The sequence below is a fragment of the Cryptosporangium aurantiacum genome (assembly GCF_900143005.1).
Taxonomy (GTDB): domain Bacteria; phylum Actinomycetota; class Actinomycetes; order Mycobacteriales; family Cryptosporangiaceae; genus Cryptosporangium; species Cryptosporangium aurantiacum.
On the sequence record NZ_FRCS01000007.1, the window covers coordinates 335,258 to 352,145 of the forward strand.

General features: G+C 71.9%; 18 protein-coding genes. 13 read left to right on the plus strand and 5 right to left on the minus strand.

The genetic code is table 11. The annotated features are described in order from the left end of the window. Positions 1-178: 178 nt before the first annotated feature. The gene (locus BUB75_RS24320) at positions 179-2,527 is read left to right on the plus strand and encodes an MMPL family transporter (RefSeq protein WP_073260099.1); all 2,349 of its coding nucleotides are present in this window, start codon (positions 179-181) and stop codon (positions 2,525-2,527) included. A gap of 25 nt (positions 2,528-2,552) precedes the next feature. Then, positions 2,553-3,155: a DUF4240 domain-containing protein gene (locus BUB75_RS24325; protein WP_073260100.1), complete on the plus strand. Its 603-nt coding sequence runs from the start codon at positions 2,553-2,555 to the stop codon at positions 3,153-3,155. On the opposite strand, the gene BUB75_RS24330 is transcribed toward BUB75_RS24325, so the two are convergent. Beyond that, entirely contained in the window at positions 3,152-3,745 is a 594-nt protein-coding gene (locus tag BUB75_RS24330) for a TetR/AcrR family transcriptional regulator (RefSeq protein WP_073260101.1), read from the minus strand. The genes BUB75_RS24325 and BUB75_RS24330 overlap by 4 nt on opposite strands. Positions 3,746-3,800: 55 nt before the next feature. Here BUB75_RS24330 and BUB75_RS24335 point away from each other — a divergent pair, with 55 nt between their 5' ends. Continuing rightward, a complete protein-coding gene (locus tag BUB75_RS24335) occupies positions 3,801-4,598 on the plus strand; it encodes a class I SAM-dependent methyltransferase (RefSeq protein WP_073260102.1) in 798 nt (265 codons plus the stop codon). On the opposite strand, the gene BUB75_RS24340 is transcribed toward BUB75_RS24335, so the two are convergent. Together BUB75_RS24340 and BUB75_RS24345 are read right to left on the minus strand one after the other, a co-directional pair. Further along, positions 4,588-5,799 (minus strand): NAD(P)/FAD-dependent oxidoreductase, encoded by a 1,212-nt coding sequence (locus BUB75_RS24340; protein ID WP_073260103.1) that lies wholly within the window; start codon positions 5,797-5,799, stop codon positions 4,588-4,590. The two genes, BUB75_RS24335 and BUB75_RS24340, sit on opposite strands and share 11 nt — an antisense overlap. Before the next feature lie 65 nt (positions 5,800-5,864). Beyond that, positions 5,865-6,476: a TetR/AcrR family transcriptional regulator gene (locus BUB75_RS24345; RefSeq protein WP_084741647.1), complete on the minus strand. Its 612-nt coding sequence runs from the start codon at positions 6,474-6,476 to the stop codon at positions 5,865-5,867. Between the two features lie 215 nt (positions 6,477-6,691). On the opposite strand from BUB75_RS24345, the gene BUB75_RS24350 reads away from it, so the two are divergent. Continuing rightward, the gene (locus BUB75_RS24350) at positions 6,692-7,360 is read left to right on the plus strand and encodes a maleylpyruvate isomerase family mycothiol-dependent enzyme (RefSeq protein ID WP_073260104.1); all 669 of its coding nucleotides are present in this window, start codon (positions 6,692-6,694) and stop codon (positions 7,358-7,360) included. 62 nt (positions 7,361-7,422) lie between these two features. Next, on the plus strand, positions 7,423-8,631 hold the full coding sequence (locus tag BUB75_RS24355) for an MFS transporter (protein ID WP_218617737.1): 1,209 nt from the start codon (positions 7,423-7,425) through the stop codon (positions 8,629-8,631). Here the strand turns inward: BUB75_RS24355 and BUB75_RS24360 are convergent. After that, positions 8,603-9,166 (minus strand): GNAT family N-acetyltransferase, encoded by a 564-nt coding sequence (locus BUB75_RS24360; RefSeq protein ID WP_218617738.1) that lies wholly within the window; start codon positions 9,164-9,166, stop codon positions 8,603-8,605. The genes BUB75_RS24355 and BUB75_RS24360 overlap by 29 nt on opposite strands. Positions 9,167-9,372: 206 nt before the next feature. Between BUB75_RS24360 and BUB75_RS45420 the strand changes: the two genes are divergently transcribed. After that, positions 9,373-9,759 carry a peptidoglycan-binding domain-containing protein gene (locus BUB75_RS45420; RefSeq protein WP_073260105.1) on the plus strand — a complete coding sequence of 129 codons (387 nt, stop codon included), beginning with the start codon at positions 9,373-9,375 and terminating at the stop codon, positions 9,757-9,759. A gap of 51 nt (positions 9,760-9,810) precedes the next feature. Here BUB75_RS45420 and BUB75_RS24370 read toward each other — a convergent pair whose 3' ends face one another. Next, on the minus strand, positions 9,811-10,971 hold the full coding sequence (locus tag BUB75_RS24370; protein WP_073260106.1) for an ROK family protein: 1,161 nt from the start codon (positions 10,969-10,971) through the stop codon (positions 9,811-9,813). Between the two features lie 123 nt (positions 10,972-11,094). Between BUB75_RS24370 and BUB75_RS24375 the strand changes: the two genes are divergently transcribed. The 7 genes from BUB75_RS24375 to BUB75_RS24405 are packed head-to-tail and all read left to right on the plus strand — an operon-like array spanning position 11,095 to position 16,883. After that, complete coding sequence (locus BUB75_RS24375) at positions 11,095-11,823, plus strand: amino acid ABC transporter ATP-binding protein (RefSeq protein ID WP_084741674.1); 729 nt, start codon at positions 11,095-11,097, stop codon at positions 11,821-11,823. Positions 11,824-11,834: 11 nt separating this feature from the next. Then, complete coding sequence (locus tag BUB75_RS24380) at positions 11,835-12,773, plus strand: glutamate ABC transporter substrate-binding protein (RefSeq protein WP_073260108.1); 939 nt, start codon at positions 11,835-11,837, stop codon at positions 12,771-12,773. A 55-nt stretch (positions 12,774-12,828) separates the two neighbouring features. Beyond that, the gene (locus BUB75_RS24385) at positions 12,829-13,473 is read left to right on the plus strand and encodes an amino acid ABC transporter permease (RefSeq protein ID WP_073260109.1); all 645 of its coding nucleotides are present in this window, start codon (positions 12,829-12,831) and stop codon (positions 13,471-13,473) included. Beyond that, a complete protein-coding gene (locus BUB75_RS24390) occupies positions 13,470-14,297 on the plus strand; it encodes an amino acid ABC transporter permease (RefSeq protein WP_073260110.1) in 828 nt (275 codons plus the stop codon). Before BUB75_RS24385 ends, BUB75_RS24390 begins: the two co-directional genes overlap by 4 nt. Then, positions 14,294-15,256, plus strand: a complete 963-nt coding sequence (locus BUB75_RS24395) for an asparaginase (protein WP_073260111.1) — start codon at positions 14,294-14,296, stop codon at positions 15,254-15,256. Before BUB75_RS24390 ends, BUB75_RS24395 begins: the two co-directional genes overlap by 4 nt. Beyond that, positions 15,253-15,936, plus strand: a complete 684-nt coding sequence (locus tag BUB75_RS24400; protein WP_073260112.1) for a copper homeostasis protein CutC — start codon at positions 15,253-15,255, stop codon at positions 15,934-15,936. The genes BUB75_RS24395 and BUB75_RS24400 overlap by 4 nt, the downstream gene beginning before the upstream one ends. Next, a complete protein-coding gene (locus BUB75_RS24405) occupies positions 15,933-16,883 on the plus strand; it encodes an ROK family protein (protein ID WP_073260113.1) in 951 nt (316 codons plus the stop codon). Before BUB75_RS24400 ends, BUB75_RS24405 begins: the two co-directional genes overlap by 4 nt. The last annotated feature ends 5 nt before the right edge of the window (positions 16,884-16,888 follow it).

A 16,888-nucleotide genomic window follows, 5' to 3' on the forward strand; every position in this document is an offset into this window, starting at 1 on the left:
GCGAGTTATCGGTGTTGTTCTCTGTGCTGTCGGTACTGTGCCTGCGGCGACTTACGGTTTCCTTTCGGTCCCCTTCCGGCGCCGCGAGCGCGGCGAAAAATATGTCGCACCCCGGTGGTTCACTGTGGAGGTCAACCGGTCCATGAGCGGCGCCACCCCGATTCCGGAGGAATCGACTATGGCGGACGAACCGTCCAGCGGAACAACCCAGCTCACCGAGTCCGACACGCGTCCCGCGGAGCCCGCTCCGCCGCCCCGGCGCCGAAGTTGGCCGGTCTTCGCGGTGATCGCGGTCGGGGTGATCGTGTTCCTCGTCGGCGGTGCCGGCGGGTCGTACCAGAGCAAACTCGGCGAGGTCCAGAAGAACGACAACGCCTCCTACCTCCCCGCGTCGGCCGAGTCGACGATCGCCGGGAACGAGGCCGAGAAGTTCACCCCGGTGCAGAACATCCCGGGGTTCGTCGTCTTCCACCGGGACGCCGGCCTGACCCCGGCCGACAAGTCCGCGATCGACGGCCTGGCCACCACCGTCCGTGACCTGCCCGGCGTCGACGCCCAGGCCGTGACGCCGCCGGAGTACTCCGAGGACGGGCAGACCGCGTCGCTCTTCGTGCCGCTGATCGCCTCGAACAACGGCGAGGAGCTCAACGGCGAACAGCTGCTCGAGCACGAGCAAGAGGTGCTCAGGGTCGCGCGTGACGCGGCGCCAGACGGCCTCGACGTCCATTCCGCCGGTCCGGGTGGCCTGCTCGTCGCGTTCATCGACGCGTTCTCCGGGCTCGACAGCACGCTGCTGCTCACCGCGGTCGGCGTCATCTTCGTGATCCTGCTGCTGGTCTACCGGTCGATTGTCCTACCGTTCCTGCCGCTGATCTCGGCGGGGCTCGCGCTGGGCGTGTCCTCGCTGGTCGTCTACTTCCTGGCGAAGAACGAAGTCCTGACGCTGACCGGGCAGAGCCAGAGCATTTTGTCGGTGCTGGTACTCGGGGCGGGAACCGACTACGCGCTGCTGCTCATCGCCCGCTACCGCGAGGAGCTGCACGAATACGCACCGTTCGACGCGATGATCGCGGCGTGGAAGGCCTCGATCCAGGCGATCGTCGCGTCCGCGGCGACCGTGACGATCGCGCTGCTGTGCCTGAGCTTCTCCGAGCTGAACTCGAACAAGAGCCTCGGTCCGGTCTCGGCGATCGGGATCGTCTGCACGCTGGTCGTGATGACGACGTTCCTGCCGCTGTCGCTGGTCCTCGTCCCCAAGCTCTGGTTCTGGCCGATCCCGCAGCTGCTCGCCTACGTCGTGCCGCGGCTGCGGCGCGCACGGCCCGAGGGTGCCCGCGGCATCTTCTGGACGCTCAACGGCTCGTGGGTGTTCTGGCCGCGCATTCCGCACCGTGACCACCAGAGCGACATCGCCTCGCACGGGTTCTGGAGCCGGCTGGCCGGGCTGGTCGGGCGGTGGCACCGGATCGTGTGGATCGGCGCGACTGTCCTCCTGCTCCTCTGCCTCGCCGGGCTGACGTCGCTGAAGACCGACGGGCTGACCACCGCGGAGAGCTTCACCACGAAGCCGGACGCGGTCGTCGGCCAGGAACTCTACGACGCGAACTTCGCCAAGGGCGCCGGCGCTCCGGCCGTGATCGTCACCGACGCGTCCGAGACCGATGCGGTCATCGCCGCTGCGCGCGACACCGAGGGTGTGGCGCAGACGCCGGGCTCGGTGTGCGTGCAGCCCGACTACGCGAAGCTGTCCGCGGCGACCAGTGGGGGCGGCCCGCCGCCGGTGGGTGCGGACGGCTGCCTCGATCCGTCGTTCCAGGTGGCGCCGATCGACGGGCGCATCGTCGTCAACGCGACGCTCGCCGACTCGTACGACTCACCGGCCGCCTACGACACGATCGAGCGCCTGCGCACCGCCGTGCACGGGGTGTCCGGCGCGGACGCGAAGGTCGGCGGGGCCTCGGCGGCCAACCTCGACGTCTCCACCGCCTCGGTCCACGACCGGAACCTGATCATCCCGATCGTCCTCGCGGTGATCTTCGTGATCCTGGCCGTGCTGTTCCGGGCGCTGCTGGCGCCGGTGCTGCTGATCGCCACCGTCGTGCTCTCGTTCGCGGCGACGCTGGGCGTGTGCGGGTTCATGTTCACGCACGTCTTCGGCTTCGAGGGCGCCGATCAGTCGTTCCCGCTCTTCGCGTTCGTGTTCTTGGTGGCCCTCGGGATCGACTACAACATCTTCCTGATGACACGGGTCCGTGAGGAGGCGCTGTCGTTCGGCACCCGCCAGGGTGTGCTGCGCGGCCTGTCGGTGACCGGCGGCGTGATCACGTCGGCGGGCATCGTGCTCGCGGCCACGTTCGTCGTGCTCGGCATCCTTCCGCTGGTGTTCCTCGCCGAGATCGGTTTCGCGGTGGCGTTCGGCGTGCTGCTCGACACGATCATCGTCCGCAGCCTGCTGGTGCCCGCGTTGAGCTACGACATCGGCCGCCGGATCTGGTGGCCCTCACGGCTGGCCGCCGGGAAGGACTGACGCGCCGCACCGGTACGGTGCGCGCGTGGACGAAGGCGGGTTCTGGGACGTCGTTGCCGAGGCGTACGCGGCGCTCGAGTGCGGGTGGTACGACGAGGACACACCGCGGGACGCGGTCGCGGTGGCCTGGTCGAGCCTGCTCGCCGAGCGGTCGGCGGACGACGTCCTGGACTTCGCGGTGCACTACGAGCGCGCGATGGAGCGTGCCCGGCGTCCGGTGACGCTGGCGGCGGCCGCGCTGCTCTCCGGCGGCGCCGCCGACGACTGGTACGGACGGTTCGCGTACGAGGACCGGTTCGCCGCGTTCCGGTCGGCGCTGGTCGCGCTCGGCCGGACGTCGTTCGAGGCGGTGATCGCCGAGCCCGACGTCCTGGCTTCGCTGCCCGACGCGGACGCCGTGGAGCGGGGGGACTGGGACTTCTTCGCGAACCTCGACGCGGTGCCGCGAGACGCGTACGCGGCGGCCGGCGGCGATCCCGGGGCGTTCGCGAACGCGGTCGCCGGGCAGCTCGGGGCTCGGCCCGTCCGTGGCGTACCACCGCTCCGGGGGGAGTGGCACATCGACGAGTCCACGCTCGCCACCCGCTTCCCGAAACTCGCCGCCCGTTTCCCGGACGGCGTGCACTAGGAGCGGGTGAGCACGCCGCTGACGACCGTCACCACCGTCCGGCGGACGTCCGCGGGGTCCGGCGGGGTACCGGTGCGATCGGCGAACAGCAGGTGGCAGGCGCCGATCAGCGTGGCCGCCACCCCGTCGACCTCCGCGTCCGCCGTGATCCGGCCGAGGTCGCGCTCCGCGGTCAGGTAGGCGCCGATCAGGATCGCGGCCTCGGTCAGCACCGGGATCCCGGCAGGCCAGTCGCGGCGCAGCCGGGCGCGCAGCGCGTCGCGGAAGATGACCAGCGGGACGATCGCCACCGCGACCGAGTTGAACAGCGCGGTGAGCGCCGCGGCGAGGTTGTCGACGACCGTGCCGGTTCCCGCGGCGTCCCGCAGTGCGGCTGCCTGGGCGTCCATCCGGGTGACGCGGTCGAGCACGAACTCCGCGAGGAACGCGTCGAAGTCCTCGAAGTGCCGGTGCAGCACGCCCTTGGCGCAGCCCGCCTCGGTCGTCACCGCCCGGCTGGTCAGCGCGCTGGGCCCGTCCCGCAGCAGGACACGTTCGGCGGCGTCGAACAACTGCTCGCGGACGTCGCGAATGGCTACCCCGGTCGGCACCAGCGAATCGTACTTCGCTTGACCGAAGTGGGCATGCGCCCACTAGAGTGGGCGCATGCCCACTTCTGCTCAGCCCCACCAGCACCGTCAGTTCGCGGAGTCGTTCGGCGTGGACGCCGCCCGCTACGACCGCACCCGACCGCGCTACCCCGACGCGCTCGTGCGGCGGATCGCCGCCGCCGGGCCGGACATCCTCGACGTCGGCACCGGCACCGGCATCGTGGCGCGGCAGCTCCGCACCGCCGGTGCCACCGTGCTCGGCGTCGAGCCCGACGAGCGGATGGCCGCGTTCGCCCGCGACACCGGAGTGCCGGTCGAGGTCACGACGTTCGAGGCCTGGGACCCGGGCGGCCGCACGTTCGACGCGGTCGTCGCCGGGCAGACCTGGCACTGGGTCGATCCGGTCGCGGGCGCCGCGAAGGCGGCGGAGGTTCTGCGCCCCGGCGGTCGGATCGTGCTGTTCTGGCACGTGTTCCAGGTCGCGCCGGCGCTCGCTGAGGCGTCCGCCGCCGTCCTCCGGCGCGTCGCACCGGAGCTGCCGTTCGATCCCCGGGCGCTCGCGCGCCCGGCTGCGGCCTACGAACCGATGCTGGGCCCGGTGGTCGACGCTCTGCGCCGCGCCGGATTCGGCGAACCGGAGCGGTGGGACGCTGACGAGCAGCGCACCTACACGAAGGACGAGTGGCTCGACCAGATCCCGACCCAGGGCATGCTGACCCGTCTCCCCGCGGACGCGGTCGCGGAGGTGATCGCCGAGGCCGGCACCGCGATCGACACGCTCGGCGGCGCCGCGCCGGTCTCGAGCATCACGGTCGCGCTCGCCGCTACCGCGCCCGCCGGGATCAGGCGGTGAGCGCCGGGAACAGGTCGATCGCGTCCTGCCAGCCCGCGCGCCGGGCGATCAGGCGCCGGTACTTCATCACCTTGCCCGGCTCGTTGAGCGTCACCGCGCCGGCGATCCGCTCCCCGGACCGGTAGATCGCGACGAACCGCGGCCCGTCGAGGTCGCCGAGCACGACCCGCACCTCGTCGGGCGCGGGATGGCCGACGAACTGCAGGCGGTGGTCGTACCAGTCGCTCCAGACGTACGGCGCGGTCGCGTATGGCGTCCGTTCGCCGAGCCCGAGCGCGTTGCGGGCGGCCGCGGCGCCCTGCTCGGCGGCGCCGGTCCAGTTCTCCAGCCGCATCACCGGGACGTCGAGCAGCTGGTTGGGCCAGTGCGCGACGTCGCCCGCCGCGTACACGTCCGGGACCGACGTGGCGAGGTACTCGTCGCAGCGCACACCGCCGTCACCCGGGTCCAGCGCCACCCCGGAGCCCGCGAGCCACCCGGTGGCCGGGCGCGATCCGATCCCGACGACGACCAGGTCGGCGTCGATCACCGAACCGTCGGAGAGTTCGACCGCCTCGACCGTGTCCGACCCGCGGAGCGCGGCCACCGACGTCCCGAGCCGGAGGTCGGTGCCCGCCCGCTCGTGCAGGCGCGCGAGCGCGGCGCCGACCAGCGGCCCGGCGGCCCGGACCAGCGGCACCGGCGCGGCCTCGACGACCGTCACCGGGTTGCCGTAGCGGCGCGCCGCCGACGCGATCTCCGACCCGATGAAACCCGCGCCGACGACGACGATCCGCGCACCGGCGTGCAGCGCGTCCCGGATCGCCCGCGCGTCGTCCAGCGTGCGCAGCGTATGGACGCCGCGCAGGGCGGGCGCGCCGGGGAGCGGCACCGGGGTGGAGCCGGTCGCGATCACGGCGGCGCGGTAGCCGAGCGCCTCGCCGCCGACGGTCACCGTGCGGGCGTCCGGGTCCAAACTCGTCGCCGGAGCGCCCAGGCGCAGGTCGACGCCGAGGTCGTCGCGTAGGTGCTGTTCCTCGCGGAAGACCACGGCCTCGGCGCCCGGCTCGAGGAACGCCTTCGACAGCGGTGGGCGGTCGTAGGGGAGGTGCGGTTCGGCGCCGATCAGCGTGATCGGACCGTCGTAGCCGTAATTCCGCGCCGCCTCGACCGCGCGCAGCCCGGCCAAGGAAGCACCGATCACAACAAACGGCGCGCTCATGGGGAGCATAGTGGAACGGGATTTCAAAACCTGTCAACCGTCGAGCTAGCCGTGTGGCTAGTGTCTCAGCGGCGGCGTCTGGCTCCGACGAGTCGGAGCCCGGCGTCGAGCAGGTGTTCTTCCAGCTCGGCGTCGCCGAGGTGGGTGAACTGCGGGCTCGCGGCGGCGGCGACGATGCCGGTGAGCGCCACGGCGGCGGCCACCAGGCGCCCCGCGTCGGCGTCCGGGCCGACCAGCACGAGCGGCACCCGGCGCTCGAACTCGTCGAAGTGCGGCCAGTGCTCGTGCAGGATTCGCAGCACCGCGACGTCGTCGTAGAGCAGGGTCAGCAGCTGGCGGTGTCCGATCACGAGCCGGGTGAACGCGGTGAGGAACGCGCGGGTGCGCGCGGCCTGGCCGCGCTGGGCCTCGGCCTCCCGGAGGATCGCGAGCAGCTGGTCGAGGACCGGCGTGACGACCGCGACGACGATCTCGTCCTTGGTCTTGAAGTGGTAGTAGACCGCGGCCTTGGTGACGCCCATCGCGTCGGCGATCATCTGCAGCGAGGTGCCCTCGACGCCGTACTCGGCGAACTGCGCGACCGCGGCGTCGATCACGCGCTGCCGTCCGTCCGCGGGGCGTCCGCCGGTGGTCCGGCGCGCCGTGGACGTGCCCTGCTCGCTGGTGACGCTCGTCACTCGTCCTCCCTAGTTCGCCAGGAGTCTAGGGCTGTTTCTTGAGAAACGTCAACGATTCAACTTGCCAATCGGCTAGCACTGTGCTAGCCGGTCGTCTAGCGCGCTGAACAGGGTCCACGATGGAACGGCGGAACAGCCCGGATTTCCGCGATGAGTTCGGCGGTCGGCCGCGGTCTCCATGACGAAGCCGAACACGCGCGAAGCGAGGACGAACGATGAACACCATCCAGCACGGCCCAACTCTTCCGCCGGCCGAGATCGACGCCGCGGTGCGCGCCGAACGGCGGCGGCTCTGCGACTACCTGGACGGGCTGGACACGGCCGACTGGGACGTACCGTCGCTCTGCGCCGCCTGGACCGTCCGCGAGGTCGTCGCGCACCTCACGACGACCACCCGGGAGACGGTCTTCTCGGTGATGCGGAGCGCGATCAAGGCGCGCGGCAGCTTTGACCGGATGCAGGACGACGTGGCGCGCGGCCTGGCCGCGCGGTACCCGCCGGCCGAACTCGTCGCGCGGCTCCGGGAGAGCGCGGAGTCCACGCGCCGGATGCCGGGCAGCGGCCCGATGGATCCGCTGATGGACGTGCTGGTACACGGTCAGGACATCGCCAGGCCGCTGGGCCGGCCGTACCCGATGCCGACCCGGTTGGCGCTGCCCGCACTGGCCTACGTGGCGAAGAACCGTCTGCTCGGCGGACCGAAGCGGGTGGCGGGGCTCGAGCTGGTCACCACCGACGCGGACTGGTCGACGGGCCAGGGGCCGGCGGTCCGGGGCAGGGCCGAGGAGCTGCTGCTGGCGGCGGCCGGGCGGCTGGCGGGCCTGGCCGGGCTCACCGGCCCCGGCCTCGACCGCCTCGCCGAGCGTCTCGGCGACCGGCGCTGACCGGCGGTGGCGACGGGAGGGGTACGCGCGACTTCGCGCGAGCCCCCGGGGACGATGGGGACGTGTCTGCCCCCTTCATCACCTCACAGCCTCACCGTCCCAAATCCGTAGGGCGGTGGTACGCGGTCTCGCTGGTGTTCCTCGCGGTCGGTCTGTCGATGGCGATGACGTTCCCGTTCCGGGCGCTGTTCCTCACCGACGCCGTGCACGCCGGTCCGGTGCTGGTCACCGTGTTCCTGCTGGTCGCCGCCGTCACCGGGGTGCTCGCGGCGAGCGCGCTGGGGCGGCTGTCGGACTCCCGGCCGTGGCGGAGCCGGCTGATCGTCGCGGCGTCGCTGGCCGGGGTCGTGGGGTGCGGCCTGAGCGCCGTCGTGCGGAACTACTGGGTGCTGCTGATCGTCACCGCAACGGCCGTGGCGGTGTCGACCGCGCTGCAGGCTCAGTTGTTCGCCTACGCCCGGGTCGCGGTGGGTACCGGGGAGCGGGCCGCGCTGACGATCAACGCCCTGCGGACGCTGTTCTCGGCGAGCTGGGTCGCCGGACCGTTCCTGGCCGCGGTGCTGATCGAGGTCGGCGGGTTCACGCTGATCTTCGCGGTGGCCGCGGGCGTCTACGCGGTGGCGGCGGTGGTGGCGCAACTCGGCATGCCGGAGCCCGCGCCCACCGACGCGGCAGTTCCGGACGCCGCACTTCCGGAGGACGGCTCGAGCTCGCGGGACGTCTCCGAGGGCCTGCTGTGGCTCAACGTCGTCGGCCTGGTCCTGATGCAGACCGCCGCCGTGCTCGGCGTCCAAGCATTGCCGTTGTTCGTGGACGAGGACCTGCATGGCAGCGTCCGCGACACCGGGCTCATCCTCGGCCTCTGCGCCGCGCTGGAGATCCCGCTGATGCTCGCGTTCGGCGCGCTGGCCGGGCGGATCCCGATCCGCGTGCTGTACCTCGTCGGCCCCGCGCTCGCGGCGGCGTACTTCGCGGTGGTCGCGGTCTCCACCGGCACCGGCCAGGTCGCGGCCGCGCAGATCCTCAACGCGTCCGGGATCGCGCTGATCCAGGGCATCGGCATCACGTACTTCCTCGACCTGCTGCCGAACCGGCCGGGCCGGGCGTCGACGCTGTTCAGCAACGCGTTCCCAATCGGCGCGACGCTGTCGGCGCCGCTGCTGGGCGTCGCCCAGCACATCGGCTACCGGTACGGGTTCGCCGCCGCGGCGGTGCTCAGCACGGTCGGGCTCGCGCTGGTGCTCACCCGGCGGACGCCTTCCCGCCGGTGAGCGGCTTGTGGAACACCACGTAGTCGCAGGGGGTGGCGAGCAGCGGCGCGAGGCGGGGCTCGGCCACCTGGAAGTCGCCGGTGCGCACGACCCGGTAGCCGATCCTGCCGTACCAGTCCCGCAGGAACTCCTTCGACGGGTGCGCCCAGTCCTGCGGAACGAGCACCTCGAGCTGCATCACCGCTGCTCCGGCGCTGCGCCCGGCCTTTTCCGCGAACCGGACGAGCTCGCGGCCGATGCCGATCCCGCGGTACTTCGGCGCGGCCACCAGCATGCCGAACTCCGCGGTGCGCTCGTCGAGTTGCCGGATCCGCACGCAGCCGACGACCTCGTCGTCCAGCCGCGCGACCCACAGCTCGCCCGCCCGGATCAGTTCGGCGATCTCGTCCACCGTCGTTCTGGTCGTGCCGGGGATCCACAGACCTTGTTCTGCGGTCTCGTAGACCTCGTTGACCAGGTCGGCCAGGCGCGCGACCAGGACGTCGTCCCGGGAGTCCGAAGCGGGCAGCGAAGCGATCGTCAACACAGGTTCCACGGGTCCCAGTGTGCGTCAGGCGCGCGAGAACAGTCGGCAACGGTTGCCCGAACGGCCGGTGACACGGCTGTGACCAGCAATAACGCGATCAGCGAGTGGCCTGCGACGCAAGGTTCGTGCAAGGTCGGCTGTGGACGCTGCCAGTGCCGGACGGGTCGGTGACCCACCCGCCGGTGTCCGTGCGTTTCCCTCACGAAAGGCCGCACATGTCTCTGTCTGCGCTTCGTCCGGCTCTCTCCCGTGGCCGGCGGATCACCGCCGCCGTCGCCCTCGGCCTCGCCCTCGGCGTCGGTGGCGCCGCTGCCGTCGGGTCGCCGGCGGCCGCGGCGCCGGGCGACCACGCCTGGTGCGACGACTACAAGTTCTCGATGGCCCGCAACTCCGAGGGGAAGTGCGTGGAGCTGATCCAGGTCTACCTCTACCAGTACGGCTTCGGCTCGTACCTGAACGGGCACGGCGGCATCGACGGCGACTTCGGCGCGGCGACCGACCGCGCGGTCCGGGCGTTCCAGAACAAGTACAAGTCGCGGACCGGGCCCGCCGACGGTGAGGTCGGCCCGAAGACCTGGGCGACGTTCGGCTACCTCGCCTGAGTTAGTGAATTCCGGAGCCCGGGCCGTGACGACGGTCCGGGCTCCGGCGTGTCAGGGCACCAGCGCGTTGACCCGAACCGGGTCGAAGAGGTGCTCGAGCATCAGCCGGCCACCGCCGATCACGCCCGCCAGCCGCCCGGCCCGGCTCGGCTCGATGACCAGCCTCTCCACCGCCATCGGCAGGCACCGCTCGTAGAGCGTCGAGCGGATGTTCGCCACGTACGGCTCCGCCTGGCTGAGCTGCCCACCGAGCACGAGCGTGTCCGGGTTGAAGAAGTTGACGATCGTCGCCAGCACGTCGGCGGTGGCACGCCCGGCATCCCGGAGCATGCGGGCGGACACCGGCTCGGCGTCCCGAGCGATTTGTATGACGCCGGACGTGCCCTGCACGTCGAACCCGGCCGCTTGCAGACGCCGCGCGAGCGCGGCGCCGCTGGCGACCGCGTCCAGGCAACCGGTGCGCCCGCAGGAGCAGGGGACGTCCTGCTGGTCGGAGACCGGCGCGTGGCTGATGTCGCCGGCCGCGCCGCGCGCACCCCGGTGGAGCTGCCCCGACGCGATGACGCCGCAGCCGATACCGGACCCGGCCTTGAGGAACACCAGGTGCTCGGTGCCGTCCTGGGCGGCCGAGAACTCGCCGAGCGCCATCAGGTTCGCGTCGTTCTCCACCAGCACCGGGACGTCGATCAGCCCGGCGGCGCACCCCGGCACGTCCGCGCCGTTCCACCCGGGCATCCGGGACGGTGACACGACCCGCCCGGCGCGGAAGTCCACCGGCCCCGGCACCCCGACCGTGAGCCCGGCCAGCGGCGCGGGGAACGCGGCTCCCAGATCGCGCACCTGATCCACGACCCAGGCCAGGACGCGTTCCGGGCCGTCGGCGATGTCCATCGGGAGCAGCCGTTCGGTCAGCAGCGTCCCGCCGAGGTCGAACAGCGCGAGCGACGCGTGGTTGGCCCCCAGGTCGGCGGCGGCCACGGTCCCGGCGTCCGTACGCAGTTCCAGGCGGCGCGGCCGACGGCCGCCGCGCGACCGACCGGCGCCGGTCTCGTGCAGGAAGCCGAGCTCGATCAGGGCTTCGACGCGGGTGGCCGCGGTCGAGGCCGATACGTGGGTCAGACGTGCGATATCGGACCGGGACGCGGCGTGACCCGTACGCACGAGGCGGAGAACGGCACCCGGCGAATCGGGGGCGACGGGTTCAGGCTGCACCCCATGGTTGTACCAGGTTCGCGATAAATCTTCGATCACCGATTGACTTGCTTCGATAATTGGAATTACGGTTCGCCGTGCTGGATGAACTGCTGGGGGACGGGAGGTGACGGTGTGGCCCCGATGATCGAGGTGACCGGTGCGAACAAGCACTTCGGCGACGCGCACGTGCTGCGCGACATCGATCTGGAGGTCGCCGCCGGCGAGGTCGTGGTCGTCGTCGGGCCGTCCGGTTCGGGTAAATCGACGCTCTGCCGCTGCCTGAACCGGCTGGAGACGCTGACCTCCGGTGAGATCCGCATCGACGGGCGTCCGCTACCCGCCGAGGGACGCGCGCTGGCCCAGCTGCGCGCGCAGGTCGGGATGGTCTTCCAGTCGTTCAACCTGTTCGGCCACCGCACGATCCTGGACAACGTCGCGCTAAGTCCCATCCACGTGGCGAAGCGCGACAGGGCGACGGCCCGCGCCGAAGGCCTCGAACTCCTCGACCGCGTCGGCATCGCCGATCAGGCAGGCAAGTACCCGGCGCAGCTCTCCGGCGGTCAGCAGCAGCGTGCCGCGATCGCCCGCGCGCTCGCGATGCGCCCGAAGGTCATGCTGTTCGACGAGCCCACCTCCGCGCTCGACCCGGAGATGGTCAGCGAGGTGCTCGACGTGATGGTCGGGCTCGCCGCCGAGGGCATGACGATGGTCGTCGTCACCCACGAGATGGGGTTCGCCCGCCGCGCGGCCGACCGCGTCGTCTTCATGGACGCCGGGCAGATCGTCGAGTCCGACACCCCCGACGCGTTCTTCACGGGCGCCCGCAGCGAGCGGGCCCGCTCGTTCCTCTCGAAGGTCCTGTCTCACTGAAGGGGTAACACATGGCGAAAGTCGCCAACCGCACGTTGCTCACGGCGGCGCTCGCCGCGGTGACGCTCGCGCTCGCCGCCTGCGGCGGCGGCTCGGACTCGGGCTCGTCCGCGGTTCCCCCCGCTGCCAGCTCCGCGTCCACCGATCTTTTTGCGGACGCTCCGGTGGCCGACGCCGCGGCGATCCTGCCCGGCTCGACGATGGAGAAGATCAAGAAGCGCGGCAAGCTGGTCGTCGCCGAGGCGCTGGACGCCCCGCTGCTGTCCCAGCAGGACCCGTCGAACCCGGACAACGTCACCGGATTCGACGCCGACCTGGCCAAGGCGCTCGCGATCTACATCCTCGGCAAGCCGAGCGTCGAGATCGTGCCGCCCGCCACCGAGACGCGCGAGGCGCTGCTCGGCAACGGCACGGTCGACGTCGTCTTCAACACGTACACGATCACCGAGGAGCGGGCGAAGCAGGTCGCGTTCGCCGGACCGTACTTCTCCTCCGGCCTCGCGGTCGCGGTGAAGACCGGCAACACCGAGATCAAGAGCATCGACGATCTGGCGGGCAAGACCGTCATCGTCGGCGCGAACACCCCGGCCGTCACCGAGATCCCGAAGCGGGTCCCGACCGCCAAGGTGATCCAGTTCGGCACCGACCCGCAGGCCGTGCAGGCGCTGACCCAGGGCCGCGGTGACGCGTACGTGCAGGACATCACGCTACTGGCCAGCAACGCGGCGTCCAACAAGGACATCACGGTCGTCGGCAACCCGTTCACGTCCGAGCCGTACGGCATCGGTTTGAAGCACGGCGACTCGCAGATGAAGCAGTTCGTCAACACGTGGCTGACGACGATCCAGAAGGAAGGCCTCTGGGCCGACATCTGGAAGGCCTCGCTCGGAACCGTCGTGAAGTCGGAAGCCCCCGAGCCGCCCGCGATCGGTTCGGTTCCCGGGTCCTGAGTCGTTCGGCGCCGGGGCGGTGACCGCCGCCCCGGCGCCCTTTCGGAGGCTTCGCGTGAACGTCCTGCTCGACAACCTGCCCGCGTTGCTGGACGGGCTCTGGACGACGGTCTGGATGACCGTCGTCGCCGGCATCGGCTCGCTGCTGCTCGGCGTCGTGGTCACCGCGGCCCGGGTCAGCCCGGTGCCGATCCTGCGGAGCCTCGCGTTCGGCTACGTGCAGTTCTTCCTCAATGTGCCGGCGCTGGCGCTGCTCGTCCTGTTCGTGTTCGCGTTGCCGGACGTCGGCCTGCTGATGCCGCTGACCACGACCGCCGTGCTCGTGCTCGTGATCTACGAGGCCGCGTACGTCGCCGAGGCCGTGCGCAGCGGAATCAACACGGTCTCGATGGGCCAGGCCGAGGCGGCTCGCGCGCTCGGGCTGACGTTCTTCCAGTCGCTGCGGCTGGTGATCCTGCCCCAGGCGCTGCGGGCGGTCGTCCAGCCGGTCGGGAACGTGATGATCGCGCTGGTCATGAACACGTCGCTGGCCGCGGCCGTCGGGGTCGTCGAGCTGACCGCCAGCGCCAACAAGGTGAACCTCGTGCACGCCCAGCCGATCCCGATCTTCGTCGGCGCGGGCCTCGCGTACATGGCGCTGGCGCTGGTGATCGGGTTGTCCACGGGTGTGCTGGAGCGACGGGTGGCGATCGTCCGATGAGTGGGTCGGTTCTGTTCGACGAGCCCGGGCCGCGCGGACGGCGTCGGATTCGGATCGCGTCGATCGTCACCGTTGTTGTGCTCGTGGCAGTTGTCGTTCTCGCGCTGCGGCAGTTCGCGTCGCACGGACAGTTGGACGCCGACAAGTGGCGGCCGTTCGGCGAGTGGCCGATCTGGGAGTACCTGCTGGTCGGCCTGCGCGGGACGGTGCAGGCCGCGGCCCTGGTCGCGGTGCTCGGTGCGGCGTTCGGCCTGATCCTGGCGCTCGGCCGGCTGTCGCCGGTGCGGCCCGTGCGGTGGCTCGCCACGGCCTACATCGAGATCGCCCGCACGCTCCCGGTGCTCCTGTTGATCTACGTGACGCTGTTCGCGTTGCCGCGGTACGGGATCAACCTGCCGCTGCTCTGGAAGCTCGTGCTGCCGCTGACCGTGGCTAACGCCGCCGCGTTCGCGGAGATCTTCCGGGCGGGCATCCTGAGCATGCCGCGCGGGCAGAACGAGGCCGCGGTGAGCCTCGGCATGACCCGGGTCCAGTCGATGCGGTTGGTGGTCCTGCCGCAGGCGCTCCGTGCGGTGGCGCCATCGGTCGTCTCGCAACTGGTGTCGCTGCTGAAGGACACCTCGCTCGGGTACATCGTCGCGTTCACCGAGCTGCTGTACCGCGCGCAGGTGCTCGCCGCGTACAACCACCTGCTCGTCCAGACGTACCTCGTCGTCACGCTCGTTTACCTGGTCTGCAACCTGTCGCTGTCCGGCGTCGCGCACAAACTGCAGACGTTCACCCGGCGGCGCACCGCCGCACCCGTACCGGAGAAGACCCTATGAGTGACCTCGCAGAGCTGGCCGTCGTCGAGCGGGACGGGTTCGCGGAGAGCCGCCACCACGGCACGCTGGTCGCGCTGACCGCGGACGGCCGGATCGCGTTCGCGGCCGGTGACCCGAACGCGCCGATCCTGCCGCGCTCGTCGGTGAAGCCCTGGCAGGCGGTCGTCTGCCGGGCCGTTGGCCTCGTGCTGGACGACGCCGGGACCGCGCTGTCGGCGGGGAGCCACACCGGCGAGGACGCGCACGCCGTCCTGAGCCGGGAGATCCTGGTGTCCGCGGGGCTGTCCGAGGAGGCTCTCGGGTGCCCGCCGGACTGGCCGGAGGACGAACCGACGCGGAACTCGCTGATCGCCGGCGGCTCGTCGCGGTCGCCGATCCGGATGAACTGCTCGGGCAAGCACGCGGCGATGCTCGCGGCGTCCGTGGTCAACGGCTGGGACGTCGGCGGCTACCTGCTCCCGGATCACCCGCTGCAGCAGCGCGTGCGGGCGATCCTCGAGGAGGCCACCGGCGGCCCGGTGACCCACGTGACGACCGACGGCTGCGGAGCGCCGCTGTTCGGCACCACCACGCTCGGCCTGGCGCGGGCCGCCGCTCGGCTGGTGACCGCGGCTCCCGGCTCGGCCGAGCGAACCGTCGCCGACGCGATGCGCGCCGAACCGTTCTTCGTCGGCGGTACCGGGCACGTGAACACCGAGCTGATGCGGCGCGTGCCGGGCGTCGTCGCGAAGGGCGGAGCGGAAGGTGTGCTGGTCGCGGCCGCCGCCGACGGCCGCGCCGTCGCGATGAAGGTCCTCGACGGCTCGCCGCGGGCGACCACGATGCTCGCCGTCGCGGCGCTGCGCGCGCTCGGCGTCGACACCTCCGGCGTCGGTGACCTGGCCGAGGTGCCGGTGCTCGGCGGCGGCCGGCCGGTCGGCCGGATCCGGCTCGGCGCTGACCTGGGTACGTTCGCGTGACGCTGGTCGAGATCTGTCTGGACGACGTCGACGGGGCTCGGGTGGCCGAGCGGGAGGGCGCCGACCGGATCGAGCTCTGCGCGGATCTGCTGGAAGGCGGCATCACGCCCTCGCACGGCATGGTCGACGCGGTGCTGGGGGCGACGTCGCGGGTCGGCGTCCAGGTGCTGATCCGGCCCCGCGGCGGGGACTTCGTGTACTCAGCCGACGAGCTGCGCGTGATGCTGTTCGACATCAGGACGTACGCGCAGTACCCACGGGTGGGGTTCGTGCTGAGCGGGTTGACGGCGTCCGGGCGGATCGACGTGCCGTTGCTGTCGGCCCTGCTTTCGGAGTGCGGTGGTGCGCCGGTGACGTACAGCCGCGCGTTCGACGAGGTGGACGAGCAGTTCGCGGCGCTCGACACGCTGGCGTCGCTGGGCGTGGCCCGGGTGCTCACCGGCGGGGGACCGGGCGCCGCTGCGGACGGCCGCGATCGGCTGCGCGCGCTGGTCGAGCATGCCGCCGACCGGATCACGATCCTCGCCGGCGGTTCGGTGCGGTCGTACAACGTCGCGGCGCTGGTCGCGCACACCCGGGCTCCCGAGGTGCACCTGCGTGCGATGGTGCCGGCCGGTGGGCGCGATCGCACGTCTGCGGACGAGGTGCGCGCGGTGCTGGCCGGGGTGGGACGCCGGTGACCGCCGCGGTCGTCGCGGTCGACGTCGGCGGGACCACGGTCAAGGCCTCCGTGGTCGACGACCGGGGGTTGCCGCGTCACCACCGCACGGCGCCGAGTGCCGGGGGAACGGACACGGTCGCGGTCGTCCGGTCGCTGGTCGAGTCGCTGCGCGGCGCGGCGGTCGCCGACGGGCTCGACGTGCTGGCCGCCGGCGTGGTGACGCCCGGCCTGGTCGACGCCGAGACCGGCCGGGTCGCGTACGCGTCGAATCTCGGGTGGCGCGATCTGGACCTGCGGGCGGCGCTGGAGGGTCCGCTCGGCCTGCCGGTGTCGGTCGGCCACGACGTGCGGGCGGCCGGACGGGCCGAGCGGCACCTGGGCGCGGCGCGCGGCGCGGACGACTTCGTGCTGCTCCAGCTCGGGACCGGGATCGCGGCGGCGGTCGTCACCGGGGGTGCGCTGGTCAGCGGAGCGGGCAGCGCCGCCGGGGAGGCTGGGCACATGCCGGTCTACCCGGACGGCGAGCCGTGCCCGTGCGGCAAGCGGGGGTGCCTGGAGGCGTACGCGGCCGGGGCGGCGGTCCTCCGGAGGTACCTGGCCGCCGGAGGCGCCGAAGTGAACACCGCACGGGGGGTGGTCGCCCGCCTCGGCGCCGACCCTGTTGCCGACCGGGTCTGGGGTGAGGCGGTGACCGCGCTGGCGTTCGGCGTCAGCACGCTGACGATGTTGCTCGACCCGGCGCTGGTGGTGCTCGGCGGAGGGTTGGCGCTGGCGGGTGACGCGCTGCTCGAGCCGGTCGAGCGTGCGATGGCGGACCTGTTGGTCTGGCGGGACGCGCCCCCGATCCGCCTGTCGACGCTCGGCACCGCGGCGGGACAGTGGGGCGCGGCGCTCGAAGCGTTCGCGCTGACACCGCACGCGGGGTGCGTGGAGTCCTGGACCCGCCCGGCCACCCCGGTCGCCTGAGGGCC